Here is an 11,843-nt window from a genome sequence, read left to right as displayed (position 1 = left end):
TCCTGTTCGTAACGGCCTGTACTTAGATTATCATTATTCTCCCGTTCGATACAAGAGAACCCAGTTTAGATGCCCGCAGCCGTCCTGCGCGCCCAAGCATCCACATCGGCGATAGCCGACGTGTCGGGAACCTCAACGATGTCATGCCGATCTAGAACTGCAGAAAGGACGGATTCGATCTCCAGGAACGTGATTTCGCCGGCTAGGAACCGAGCGACTGCCGTTTCATTGGCGGCATTGAACACGGTCGGCGCGGATTTGCCCGCTATGCCGCACTCGTATGCAAATCGAAGACAAGGGTAACGTTCGAAGTCCATCTCCCTGAAGTGCAAGGCGGAGAGCTTCGCGAAGTTCAAGGAATCCGTAGGCGTCACCCGACGTTCAGGATACGTGAGCGCGTATTGAATCGGTACCCGCATATCCGGTATGCCGAGCTGCGCGATGATACTGTGGTCCACGAATTCGACGTAAGAATGGATGATGCTCTCCGGATGGATAAGCACGTTGATTCGATCATATGGCAGGTCAAACAGCCAATGGGCTTCGATGACCTCCAAGCCTTTGTTCGCCATGGTAGCCGAATCGATCGTCACCTTCGCGCCCATGGACCAGTTCGGATGATTAAGCGCTTCGGCTACGGTTACGCCGGTCAATTGTTCGCGCGTGCGATCTCGGAACGAACCGCCGGAAGCCGTGAGCGTAATCTGTTTGACGTCGATGCTCCGCTCCCCGTTCAAGCATTGGAATATGGCGGAATGCTCGCTGTCCACCGGCAGAATCGAGACTCCGCGGTCGGCCGCTCGCTTCATCACGATATGGCCTGCCGTGACGAGCGTTTCCTTATTGGCCAGCGCAATGGATTTGCCGGCATCGATGGCGGCAAGCGTCGCAGGCAAACCTCTGCTTCCCACGATAGCGGTCACGACCGTGTCCGCATCCGTACCGGCAGCGACCTCGATCAAACCTTCATCGCCATAGACCAAATTCGTGCCGGCAGGCAAATGAGGCCTTACTTCTTCCGCCAGCGCCTTGGAAGCCAAACAAACCGTGCGCGGTTTGAACCGGTTGGCTTGCTGAATGAGCAAATCCGCATTGCTCCCCGCAGCCAGTCCTTCGACCGAATAACGGTCAGGCTCGCGGCTAATGATATCCAGCGTTTGCGTACCGATGGATCCAGTCGAACCGAGAATCGAAATTTTCTTCAATGATAGGCCTCCTAAACTGCGTTACAGCGGCAGCAGATTCGTCATGATGAGCAGCGGAAACACGACCAGCCAGCTATCGCAGCGATCCAGCACGCCGCCATGTCCAGGCATGATCGAGCCCGAATCTTTGATCCCGCGCACCCGCTTGTAGGCGGATTGAATCAAGTCCCCGAATTGACCGGCCACGGCAGCGACCAAGCCGATCATAATCGCGCGTTCGTAGCTGATCACATCGGGATAGATCACGGCGAACGCAAGCGCGAAGACAAGCGCCAGCACAACGCCGCCCAGTGAGCCTTCAATGGTTTTATTCGGACTGATAGCCGGCCAAAGCTTGTTTTTTCCAAACGCTTTCCCCATAAAGTAAGCACCGATATCGGATGCCCATATCGCGAAGAAAGCCATTATCGTCGTCATTAGCCCATGCGAGTCGCCCATGCGGATTTCATACATGGCATGGAATCCGTAGCCGATATAAAGAGAGCCAAGGAGCATCAGCGCCGCGCCGTCGATCGTCACTTCGTTCTTCGTGAGGACCGTTACGCTGAGCAAAATAAACATTAGAACCCAAATCATATGTAAGGCAGCCGGCTGATGCAAGCCAAAATCGGCCCATGGCAAAAACAACAACAGCGTCCCAGCCATGGCAATCCATGCCAGCGGATGTTTCATCGAAACTCCGTTCATCCGAACGAATTCCATCATGCCGACTATCGTCAAAAAAAGAAGTAGTGCAAAGAAAAACCATCCGCCCAGCACTGTCAACACGACAAAGGCGATTGCTGCAAGGACACCTGATATTATGCGTTGTTTCACGCGAATGACACGCTCCAGTTCAACTCGTTACAGTCCGCCATAACGGCGAGCCCTTCGCTGGTACTCCCGGACTGCCTCGTAAAAGTGCTCATCTGAAAATTCAGGCCAATAGACGTCCGTGAACCACATTTCGCTATAGGCCAGCTGCCAAAGCATGAAATTGCTAAGGCGAAGCTCTCCGCTCGTGCGAATGAGCAAATCCGGGTCCGGCAAGTCCGCTGACAGCAAATGGCTCTCTAAATGCGATACGTCAATCTCCTCGGGAGCCAGCTTCCCGCTTCGCACGTCTTGCCCGATGCATTTGACCGCTTCGATCATTTCTTTCCGGCTGCCGTAATTCAGCGCAAACGTAAGTACGAGTCCATCATTGCCGGACGTACGCACGACCGCCTCCTCCACTGCCCTCAAGGTATGGCTCGGCAAATCTTCTTTGTAGCCCATCATGCGGATTTGAACGTTCTTCTCCATCAAATCCTTAATCTCCATGGTCAGGAATTCTTGCGGAAGTTTCATGAGAAATTCCACTTCCGCTTTCGGCCGCTTCCAATTCTCCGTCGAAAACGCATAGAGCGTTAAGTACTTGACGCCTAGCTTGTCCGCTGCCATCGTAATCCGCTTAACTGCCTTCATCCCGGAATGATGCCCGGCCATTCGCGGCAATCCCCGGCTTTTAGCCCACCTGCCGTTGCCATCCATGATGATTGCGATATGCTGCGGTATGTTATCAGTTTCAAGCATCGGCATCGGTTTTGCGGACGCTTTGCCAAATAAGGCTTTCAATCGCTGTAACATGCTCGTCCTCCCGCCGCTTACGTCGATTTATGCAACAAACCCCACCATTCGGAGGGGCCGGTGAGCACTATTATACTTCCATGATGTCTTTCTCTTTAGCGGAGAGCACCTTCTCGACTTCTGCGACGAACTTATCCGTCGACTTCTGAATGTCTTCTTGGTGACGACGGGATTCATCTTCCGAGATATCCGTTTTCTCAAGCTTCTTGATATCGTCGTTCGCGTCGCGTCGGATGTTACGAATCGCTACTTTCGCTTCTTCTCCGAACTTCTTCGTCATCTTGACGAGGTCGGACCGGCGTTCCTCCGTCAGCATCGGGATGCCGATTCGGATCGTAATGCCATCATTGGAAGGCGTCAAGCCTAGATCCGATTTCAAAATCGCTTTCTCGATGGCACCTAGCGAGGATTTATCCCACGGTTGGATGAGCAGCGTGCGGGAATCCGGCGTATTGATGTTCGCCAATTGATTCACCGGTGTCATGGAGCCATAATATTCGACTTGCAGACGATCCAGCAGGGCCGGCGTCGCGCGTCCGGCGCGAAGCGTCGACAAATCGCGTTTCAGCGCTGCGATCGCCTTATCCATCCGTTCTTCAGCATTCTTTTTAATGGATTGTGGCACTAGGTGGCACTTCCTTTCATCACGATTGTTCCGATTTTCTCCCCAAGCACGACGCGCTTAATATTCCCTGATTCCGTAATGGAGAATACAACCAGCGGAATGTTGTTATCCATGCACAGCGATGACGCAGTAGAATCCATTACGCCAAGATTGCGGTTCAATACTTCGAGGTAAGTCAGCGTTTCGAATTTCTCCGCAGTCGCATCTTTGAACGGGTCGGCAGAGTAGACGCCGTCCACTTTGTTCTTGGCCATCAAGATGACTTCTGCTTCTATTTCAGCTGCACGCAATGCGGCAGTAGTATCCGTGGAGAAGAATGGGTTCCCTGTACCCGCTGCGAAAATAACGACGCGTCCTTTTTCCAAGTGACGAATCGCGCGGCGGCGAATGTAAGGTTCCGCGATTTGCTGCATCGCGATCGATGTTTGCACGCGCGTCGGCACTTCGATTTGCTCCAGTGCATCTTGCAGCGCCAAGGAATTCATCACCGTGGCAAGCATTCCCATGTAGTCCGCTGTTGCGCGGTCGATTCCTTTGGCAGAGCCGGCGATTCCGCGCCAGATGTTGCCGCCGCCAACGACGATCGCAACCTCTACGTTTAATTCCACAACTTCTTTCACTTGCTCGGCAATCGAAGAAATAACGGCAGAATCTATTCCATATCCATTGTTACCGGAAAGCGATTCTCCGCTAACTTTAAGCACAATACGTTTGTACACGGGACTTTGCAACGTGGTTTACCTCCATCTTGGACCTTGTTTAAAGGCCGCATACTTTAAAACATGCTGCCTGTCTTCAGACATCGTCTTATTTCTATTTCCTAGTAGAAAAAAATGGCGGGGCGAACGCCCCGCCTCGCTAATGCGTTCGGAATTACAATTTTGCTTGGGACATAACTTCAGCGACGAAGTTGTCTTCTTTTTTCTCCAAACCTTCGCCAAGCTCGTAACGAACGAAACGGCGGATCGAGATGTTCTCACCGATCGTGCTGATTTTTTCTTTCAGCAGCGTGTGGATCGTTTTGTCCGGGTCTTTGATGAATGCTTGCTCAAGCAGGCAGAATTCTTCATAGTATTTGCTGATGCGGCCTTCGACCATTTTCTCGACGATCTTCTCAGGCTTGCCTTCGTTCAGCGCTTGGGCGCGCAAAATTTCGCGTTCTTTGTCCAGCTCTTCGCTCGACACTTCTTCGCGGCTGACGAACTTAGGGTTCGCAGCAGCGATTTGCATCGCGATATCGCGGGCGAATTCGCGGAATTGCTCCGTTTTGCCTACGAAGTCTGTCTCGCAGTTGATTTCAACAAGCACACCGATACGGCCGCCTGCGTGGATATAGGATTCAACCGTACCTTCGGTCGCTACGCGGCCAGCCTTGTTTGCCGCAGCGGAAAGGCCTTTCTCGCGAAGCAAGTCGATTGCTTTTGCGATATCGCCGTTCGTTTCGTCAAGCGCTTTCTTACAGTCCAACATGCCTGCGCCTGTTCTTTCACGCAATTCTTTAACCGCACTTGCACTAACTGCCATTGTACGTAACCTCCTGAAATGGATAAGTATTCATGCCTTCACTTTAAAAAAAGGGCGGTGAGAGGTTATAAACCTTCTGACCACCCTTTCCTGTTGGTTCGTTAAACGCTATTAAGCAGTTGTTTGCTCGCCTTGGCGCGATTCAACGATTGCATCGGCCATTTTAGCTGTCAGCAATTTAACTGCACGGATTGCATCATCGTTACCTGGGATAACGTAGTCGATTTCGTCCGGATCGCAGTTGGTATCAACGATACCTACGATTGGGATACCAAGTTTGCGCGCTTCAGCAACCGCGATACGCTCTTTGCGCGGGTCGATGATGAACAGTGCGCTTGGCAGGGATCTCATGCCTTTGATACCGCCGAGGAATTTCTCAAGACGATCTCTCTCTTTGCGGAGAAGGATAACTTCTTTCTTAGGAAGAACGTTGAACGTGCCGTCCTCTTCCCATTTGTCGATCGTTTTCAAGCGGTCGATACGTTTTTGAATCGTCGAGAAGTTAGTCAGCGTGCCGCCGAGCCAACGTTGATTGATGTAGAAGTTGCCGCAACGTTCTGCTTCTTCTTTCACCGAATCTTGTGCTTGTTTCTTAGTACCTACGAAGAGAATCGTGCCGCCTTCTTCGCCGATCGAACGTACGAAGTTGTAAGCTTCTTCGACCTTCTTAACTGTTTTCTGCAAGTCGATGATGTAAATCCCGTTACGTTCTGTGAAGATATAACGATCCATCTTAGGGTTCCAACGACGAGTTTGGTGACCGAAGTGTACCCCAGCTTCTAGAAGCTGTTTCATGGAAATTACCGCCATCTCTTACACACCTCCTGTTAAATGGTTTTTAGTGGTTACCTCCGCCAATATCATTTTTCGTCATCACTTCGACCGGGTCGAAGCACCAATGACGAAATTAATCGGCGTGTGTTTTTAACACCGTCAATTACTATACCACATCTTAATGCGGCCATGCAACCGCAATTGACAGCTGTCATTTCTGATTTTGCATGACGCGTTTAGTTCTTGCCCGCAGCTATTTCTTGCTTGGCCGCCTCGGGGTCGAGCGGGGTACTCGTGATAATGCTCTTCACCTGATCCAAGCTCAACTTCCCTTGAAAAGCAAAATAACCCGCGCGTATGGTCCTCTTACGCATGAGGTCAATAAACGCCTCTTTATCGGGAATGACGCCTTTCCCGGCAAGCAGCTCCGCCGTATCCACAATGCTCGTGTTCGGCGGTATGCGAACGATCAATCGCGCTGGCTTAGAATCACCCGCTGGCCGATGCTGCCCCGTATTGGTTTTAGATTCATGACTGACCGAAGAATTCGCTTCAGGCTTATCGGATACAGGCTTGTCGGATGTCGGCTTATCGGAAGCTGGTTCATCCGTTGACTGTCCTGTTTCAGAATCGGAAGACTCCGCCTCCGGCTGTTTCTTTATCTCGGCTTGAATGCGAGCACGCTCGTCGGAGACAGCCTTATCCAGCTCGGCCTGCGTATAAGACTTCGTCGTGCTGGCGTTCTCTTCGCTGAGCGCATCCGCTTGTTTTTCGCCGATCAACATGAGCTGCAGCAAGCCTGCTCCAATCATGATGCCGACGCCGAGTCCGAAGAGAAAGATCCGTCTATTCATGGCGGACCGCCTCTTCCTGCTTGGACAATTGAAGAATCAGCTGGATTTCTCCTTTATTGCGCCCGAGCTTCTTTGCAATGGCATCAATGGACTTGCCTGCTTGATACAGGTCGAATAATTCCGAATATCGATAGCGTATCGACGGTGCAGCGGGCCCCTCTTCAGTGACGACTGCCGCGTCGGTAGTCTCAATCTCTACTGCAACGGGGACGGCTTGGACTTTCGTCTCTCCCGTTGGCTTACGAACCCCTTCGTTTGTCGGCGTATGAACGGGATGAAAATCGATTGCGGCTCGATCGACTGTTTGCTCGGCTATATGTCGTTCCAGCACGGCGATCTGCTTCTCCAGTTGACCGATTCGCTCATCACGCTTCGCTGCTTGCGAAAGCGCCTCTTCGCTTGACTTCGTAACCAAGCCGGCGATGTCCCGGTTGTCTGCTTCCATGTTCTCCATGAACTGCTCGAGTGCGGTTTCCATGTTGCGAACCGTTTGATTATCGAAGCTTTGCGCACGCTTGCCAGCCCGTCTCGGCAGAACGGCGGCACAGACGACCACGATCCCGCCGACGAGCATAATGGTTTGCCATGATTCCATCACTTTTCACCTGCAATTATGTTTAAAATCCGCCTTAAAGCGTAAAATCAATATGCTTGCCTTTGTATGGATGAGCGGCCTGGCTCGGACCGTCCGAAGCACTCTGTTCCGATTCTTCGCGCTCCGGATTTCTTTGACGTTTGCGCTTGGATAGGCTCGACTCCCGGCTACGGTTCTGCGTGATCCCTTGATTACCGCTTTGCTCCACCGCCGAATTGCGGCTGCGCTGCAGATCCGATTGCTTCACGCTGGCCTGCTCAAGCATCGTTTGTTCCGCCATCGGGCGGTGGTTCAGTTGATTTTGCTGCGACGCATGATCCGGCGTCCTCGGAATCGAGATTTGAAAATCGAGCGGTTTATAAGCCAAGCCACTCACCTCCCCATGGAATCAGCGGACATGCCCGGCCGTTCTCAGTTCGGGTTGTCAGACATAGGGGGCCATTACGATATCTCCCTCGGCATAGCGAAAGGATACGCGCTGCGCGGCATCTTTAATGAAGCGCGTGTAACGGCCGATGACGATTTTGGTCCCGCCATAGATGACGTTTACCGCATCCACCTTGGCGCGTTCCGTATCTTCCAACGACTTCTCGATCTCCAATATGCGATCCTTGTTGTCGGCAATCTCGATAACCGCGGCACGCTTCGTCGAACCGAGCTTAACGCGCATCGCCATCCGATCGGGCTGCAGCTGTCCGACAGCCGCCAATTGATCGAGCAGCGCCAGCGCTTTCTCCGTCTTGTCCAAGTTCGCGTTCAACAGCTTCAGTTGGTTGCGACGTTCCATTAATTCACTGCGCAGCTCCGGACGGACGCCAACCTCGAGAACGGTAGCGGTGGACATCGTATTGCCGATCGTTCTGGCAAGAACCCGATCCCCGGCTTGGACAGTACCGCCCACGATAAGACCTTTCGCTCCGGTACAAATCACGTTACGGCCCGCTCTTACCTGGGAATGCATAATGCTTTGCGATATCAGCACATCTTCCGCCGCCGACACGTTGCCGTCCTGGATAAATGAGCATTTGACGTTCTTGCCCGCTTTGAGATACCCCTTGCCGCTGGCCAGCACGCCGCCGGTGACTTCGATCGATCCGTCCGATTCCAAAATAGCGCCTTCGACGCCGCCCACGACGCGAATGTCGCCGGAAGCTTTCACTTTAAAGCCGGTCAGCACATTGCCTCGGATGACGACCGTGCCGACAAAATCAATATTGCCGATTTTATAGTCAACGTCGCCATTCACTTCAAAAACGGGAAAAACGTTGATTTTGGATTTGTCCGTGATGGAGATGAGTCCGTCGATCGCGGCGTAGAGCGCCGTTTGTTCCTGGTTCTGGACCACGTTCTTGCCGATCTTAAAATACGCTTCCTTCCCGTTGCGGCAAGGGATTACTTCTCCCGTGACAGCCATGCCTTCTTTGCCGGGCGTCGCTTTGACTTTCTCGGCAATCAGCTGGCCGCGCTTGACGTTCTTAAGCTGCGCAACTTCCTTGAAGTCGATCTTGCCGCCTTCGAGCTCTACGGGACGATAGGCCTCTTCATTCATATCGTACGCGAAGCGGATAAAACCATCCTCGCCATGAATCGGTGCTTCGCCTTGCGCGACAACCGTTTGACGATAGAAATAGCGGCTTGGGAGTTTCGCAATACCGTCTATTTCAGCTTGCAAAAAGCCATGCTTGATTCCGTGACTCCTCAAAAACTCTTCAAGCTGCTCCTGCGTGCAGGCGAAATTTTCGTCTGCGATGCTAAATTGGATGCAAGCAGTCAATTTGTCCTGCGACTGCTGTACGACTAAATAGGTTTGCAAATACTCGGCCGTTGTCAATTCTGCCCCCCCTTAAAGCATTAACGCTGCATCAATTGATCCTTTTGTTTCTCCAATGCCCCGCGCAGCCTCAGAATTGCCTTGGAATGCAGCTGTGAAATTCGCGAAGGCGACAGTGACATAACCTCTGCGATTTCGCTCAGCGAAAGCTCTTCGTAATAAAACAAGGAGACGACGGTTCTTTCTTTCTCTGTCAGACGATCAATGCCCCGCACGAGCGACTCCTTCAAGTAAAACTCGTGCACCTTGTAGTCCGGATTTTTAGCCTTCTCGTCTACGAGAAGCGAGAGCCTGGTTTCCGTTTCTTCATCCCGAATGGGATCCTCCAGCGAACAGATCGTCGTCACGGCGATCTCCTGCAGCATCACGCCGAATTCTTTCTCCGTGACATCCAGGTAATGGCTGATTTCCGTGTCGGAAACGGTGCGCAAATATTGCTGTTCTAATATTTGATAAGCTTCTTCAATTCGCTTCGCCTTCTCGCGCACGGAACGAGGAACCCAGTCTCCCTGCCGCAGGCCGTCAATGATCGCCCCGCGAATGCGCCAGGAAGCGTACGTCTCAAATTGAAGACCTCTTCTGTAATCGAATTTTTCGATAGCATCAATCAATCCCATAACGCCATTGCTAGCCAGATCATCCTTGGAGACGTTCTTAGGCAAACCAATGGCCATTCGGTTGCTGACGTAATCAACCAACGTCAAATACTGCTCGATCAGCCGTTTCTTGGCTTCGATGTCTCCGTCTTCTTTCCACTTCTGCCAAATCTCGATGTTAGACAAATGAGGCGCCTTCGACTCAATCATCATCTCACCCTCCTGTTAGGTGACGTATTGCTTTGGCCAGTTCTTCAGGCTCTTTATTCTGCGTGGATACGAGTTTGGGCGGCGATAACGGCGTGAATTCCGTTTGCAGGCCTGGCTCAATCCGTACGTTTCCATCCATTTGCTGTTTAAGCAGGTCGTTCAATTCATCGCCTTGTTCGGGCGTCGAATAGTCGATTGCATTTCCTTTGGTTTGTTCATCATCCATACCGGCTTGATGCATCGCCGCAGCCGGAGTCGGCCGTAAAATAAAAGCCATCAGTGCCCGAAAGAGAAACCCGACTATAAAAAAGGCTAGAAAAGCATATAAACATCGGAGACTCGTAATTGCCAGCCCATTGCTATCCAGCGATGAAAGCAAAGTCAACAAGCTTCCGCCAATGCCAAGCGTAACGTTCCAGCGCCATGAACCGACCATGTTAAATCTCCTTTACTCCTTGCTGAACGCTCCGAATGGTCAACATACCGCTCATGCTGTTAAATTCAACCGTTCGGCCGTAATTCAAACCCGTATCCTCCGACAACAGCGGAATGTTAAACCGTTGGAGCATGCGTTTGCACGATTCCACATTGCGCGGACCGATCCGCATCGTGTCACTGCCCGTGGTGAAAGCGAACATTTGCGCGCCGCCCGCCATCTTGGCAACGAACCTCGCCGGTTCGGCGCCTTCCTGCCTCATCAATTCAATAAGGTGAGGGATCGAGGTGTCCGCGTATTTCGCGATATTAAATGAAGCTTCCCTCGCGATTTCCGATGTAGGCAGCATGACATGCACCATTCCCGCTACCTTGCAGCGTTCATCGAACAAAGTTAAACCGACGCAGGAACCGAGCCCGGTCGTTTTGAGAATGGCGCCGCCGGCTGCAACCTTCAAGTCCGCCATGCCCACTTTCACAACGTTGTCCACGATCATTCGTTAGGCACTCCCAAAGCGCTGAAAATTTTATTAAACGATTCCGGATCCGGAATGAGAAAGAAATGACCCGCCATCTCTTCTTTACCTTCCAGAAACGTCGTGTCAATCAACACCGCGGAATCCCCCATCTCCCCGTACTGCACCAGCCCGTAAGAGAGAATCGCGCCGGCCATGTCGACAGCGATCGCAGGAACGGTCGGCGATAGATACAGCTGCGTAAAATCGGCAAGGGACGATAAGTACGAGCCCGCTAAAATGTTGCCGATTTCGCCGAGCGCGGAATATTCCATCTCGGAATACCCTTCTTCTAGAACATCCATGGATAAGAGATTGCGCAGCAGTCTCTTGGCCGAATCTTCGTGGATGATAAAAAACAGGTTCCCGGGCGCATCGCCCTCCACCCGGAGAAATACCGCGATAACGACCTGCTCGTTGCCGCCGACCTTATCGGCGATCTGTTCAAACGGGATTAAGCTGACGGTCGGCACGTTCATATCGACAGGCTTGTCCAACAGCCGGGATAGCGCGGTGGCGGCGTTGCCCGCGCCGATATTCCCGACCTCCTTCAGGACGTCCATCTTGAAGGCTTCCAAGCTGCCCAGCGGATTCATGCTCATTATGCTTCTATATGCTCTAACTGGATGATTTCGCTCTTGTTCAGCACTTCGGACAGGTTGAGCATGATCAGCAGCCGATCTTCCCCTACCTTCGCCACGCCGCGCAAATATTTCGCTTTGATGCCGCCCACGACTTCGGGAGGCGTATCGATCGTATCCGAATCGATATCGATGACGTCGTTCGCGGAATCGACGATAAAGCCGACTTCCAGATCTCCTGCCGCCACGATGACGATCCGGGAGCTTTCGGTCGCTTCGGTCTCGGGCAGTCCGAAGCGGCCGCGCAAGTCGATGACGGGGATGACGACGCCGCGCAGATTAATGACGCCTTTGACGAACGTCATTGTTTTCGGTACGCGCGTGATCGGCACCATCCGTTCGATCGTGCGCACTTTCTCTACCTCGATTCCGTACTCCTCATTCGCCAGCCCGAATACGATTACTTTCGTTTCCTCACCCATTCGTAATC

Annotated in this window: 16 protein-coding genes; all 16 read right to left on the bottom strand. The window is 52.3% G+C overall.

Features of this window, described 5'->3' with window-relative positions:
- Positions 1–65: 65 nt before the first annotated feature.
- Complete coding sequence (locus GT003_RS09390) at positions 66–1,205, bottom strand: 1-deoxy-D-xylulose-5-phosphate reductoisomerase (RefSeq protein WP_161696811.1); 1,140 nt, start codon at positions 1,203–1,205, stop codon at positions 66–68.
- Between the two features lie 21 nt (positions 1,206–1,226).
- Positions 1,227–2,021: a phosphatidate cytidylyltransferase gene (locus GT003_RS09385; RefSeq protein WP_161696809.1), complete on the bottom strand. Its 795-nt coding sequence runs from the start codon at positions 2,019–2,021 to the stop codon at positions 1,227–1,229.
- Between the two features lie 27 nt (positions 2,022–2,048).
- Positions 2,049–2,813: an undecaprenyl pyrophosphate synthase gene (gene uppS, locus GT003_RS09380; protein ID WP_161696807.1), complete on the bottom strand. Its 765-nt coding sequence runs from the start codon at positions 2,811–2,813 to the stop codon at positions 2,049–2,051.
- Between the two features lie 70 nt (positions 2,814–2,883).
- The gene (gene frr / locus GT003_RS09375) at positions 2,884–3,438 is read right to left on the bottom strand and encodes a ribosome recycling factor (RefSeq protein ID WP_161696805.1); all 555 of its coding nucleotides are present in this window, start codon (positions 3,436–3,438) and stop codon (positions 2,884–2,886) included.
- Positions 3,438–4,169: a UMP kinase gene (pyrH, locus tag GT003_RS09370; RefSeq protein WP_161696803.1), complete on the bottom strand. Its 732-nt coding sequence runs from the start codon at positions 4,167–4,169 to the stop codon at positions 3,438–3,440. The genes frr and pyrH overlap by 1 nt, the downstream gene beginning before the upstream one ends.
- A gap of 142 nt (positions 4,170–4,311) precedes the next feature.
- Entirely contained in the window at positions 4,312–4,962 is a 651-nt protein-coding gene (gene tsf, locus GT003_RS09365) for a translation elongation factor Ts (protein WP_161696801.1), read from the bottom strand.
- Positions 4,963–5,073: 111 nt separating this feature from the next.
- The gene (rpsB, locus tag GT003_RS09360) at positions 5,074–5,772 is read right to left on the bottom strand and encodes a 30S ribosomal protein S2 (protein WP_161696799.1); all 699 of its coding nucleotides are present in this window, start codon (positions 5,770–5,772) and stop codon (positions 5,074–5,076) included.
- A 200-nt stretch (positions 5,773–5,972) separates the two neighbouring features.
- Positions 5,973–6,590 carry a hypothetical protein gene (locus tag GT003_RS09355; RefSeq protein ID WP_161696797.1) on the bottom strand — a complete coding sequence of 206 codons (618 nt, stop codon included), beginning with the start codon at positions 6,588–6,590 and terminating at the stop codon, positions 5,973–5,975.
- Positions 6,583–7,185 carry a hypothetical protein gene (locus GT003_RS09350; RefSeq protein ID WP_161696795.1) on the bottom strand — a complete coding sequence of 201 codons (603 nt, stop codon included), beginning with the start codon at positions 7,183–7,185 and terminating at the stop codon, positions 6,583–6,585. The genes GT003_RS09355 and GT003_RS09350 overlap by 8 nt, the downstream gene beginning before the upstream one ends.
- 34 nt (positions 7,186–7,219) lie before the next feature.
- Positions 7,220–7,552, bottom strand: coding sequence for a hypothetical protein (locus GT003_RS09345; protein WP_161696793.1), 333 nt, complete (start codon positions 7,550–7,552; stop codon positions 7,220–7,222).
- Positions 7,553–7,609: 57 nt separating this feature from the next.
- A complete protein-coding gene (locus tag GT003_RS09340) occupies positions 7,610–9,016 on the bottom strand; it encodes a flagellar assembly protein A (RefSeq protein ID WP_161696790.1) in 1,407 nt (468 codons plus the stop codon).
- Positions 9,017–9,036: 20 nt separating this feature from the next.
- Positions 9,037–9,822, bottom strand: a complete 786-nt coding sequence (locus tag GT003_RS09335) for a FliA/WhiG family RNA polymerase sigma factor (protein WP_161696788.1) — start codon at positions 9,820–9,822, stop codon at positions 9,037–9,039.
- 4 nt (positions 9,823–9,826) lie between these two features.
- Positions 9,827–10,258: a hypothetical protein gene (locus GT003_RS09330; protein WP_161696786.1), complete on the bottom strand. Its 432-nt coding sequence runs from the start codon at positions 10,256–10,258 to the stop codon at positions 9,827–9,829.
- 1 nt (position 10,259) lies between these two features.
- A complete protein-coding gene (locus GT003_RS09325) occupies positions 10,260–10,754 on the bottom strand; it encodes a chemotaxis protein CheD (RefSeq protein ID WP_161696784.1) in 495 nt (164 codons plus the stop codon).
- Positions 10,751–11,368: a chemotaxis protein CheC gene (locus GT003_RS09320; protein WP_161696782.1), complete on the bottom strand. Its 618-nt coding sequence runs from the start codon at positions 11,366–11,368 to the stop codon at positions 10,751–10,753. Before GT003_RS09320 ends, GT003_RS09325 begins: the two co-directional genes overlap by 4 nt.
- 5 nt (positions 11,369–11,373) lie before the next feature.
- On the bottom strand, positions 11,374–11,835 hold the full coding sequence (locus tag GT003_RS09315; protein WP_161696779.1) for a chemotaxis protein CheW: 462 nt from the start codon (positions 11,833–11,835) through the stop codon (positions 11,374–11,376).
- Positions 11,836–11,843: the final 8 nt, after the last annotated feature.

Source organism: Paenibacillus sacheonensis (assembly GCF_009909195.1).
GTDB lineage: Bacteria > Bacillota > Bacilli > Paenibacillales > Paenibacillaceae > Paenibacillus_Z > Paenibacillus_Z sacheonensis.
The sequence above is the reverse complement of the archived record's forward strand: the minus strand, read 5'-3'. Positions and strand labels throughout refer to the sequence as shown.

Coding starts and splice junctions, on each gene's coding strand:
- GT003_RS09335 (WP_161696788.1), bottom strand. CDS start 9,822: ATGATTGAGTCGAAGGCGCCTCATTTGTCTAACATCGAGATTTGGCAG.
- GT003_RS09330 (WP_161696786.1), bottom strand. CDS start 10,258: ATGGTCGGTTCATGGCGCTGGAACGTTACGCTTGGCATTGGCGGAAGC.
- GT003_RS09320 (WP_161696782.1), bottom strand. CDS start 11,368: ATGAATCCGCTGGGCAGCTTGGAAGCCTTCAAGATGGACGTCCTGAAG.
- GT003_RS09325 (WP_161696784.1), bottom strand. CDS start 10,754: ATGATCGTGGACAACGTTGTGAAAGTGGGCATGGCGGACTTGAAGGTT.
- GT003_RS09355 (WP_161696797.1), bottom strand. CDS start 6,590: ATGAATAGACGGATCTTTCTCTTCGGACTCGGCGTCGGCATCATGATT.
- GT003_RS09315 (WP_161696779.1), bottom strand. CDS start 11,835: ATGGGTGAGGAAACGAAAGTAATCGTATTCGGGCTGGCGAATGAGGAG.
- tsf (WP_161696801.1), bottom strand. CDS start 4,962: ATGGCAGTTAGTGCAAGTGCGGTTAAAGAATTGCGTGAAAGAACAGGC.
- uppS (WP_161696807.1), bottom strand. CDS start 2,813: ATGTTACAGCGATTGAAAGCCTTATTTGGCAAAGCGTCCGCAAAACCG.
- GT003_RS09350 (WP_161696795.1), bottom strand. CDS start 7,185: ATGGAATCATGGCAAACCATTATGCTCGTCGGCGGGATCGTGGTCGTC.
- rpsB (WP_161696799.1), bottom strand. CDS start 5,772: ATGGCGGTAATTTCCATGAAACAGCTTCTAGAAGCTGGGGTACACTTC.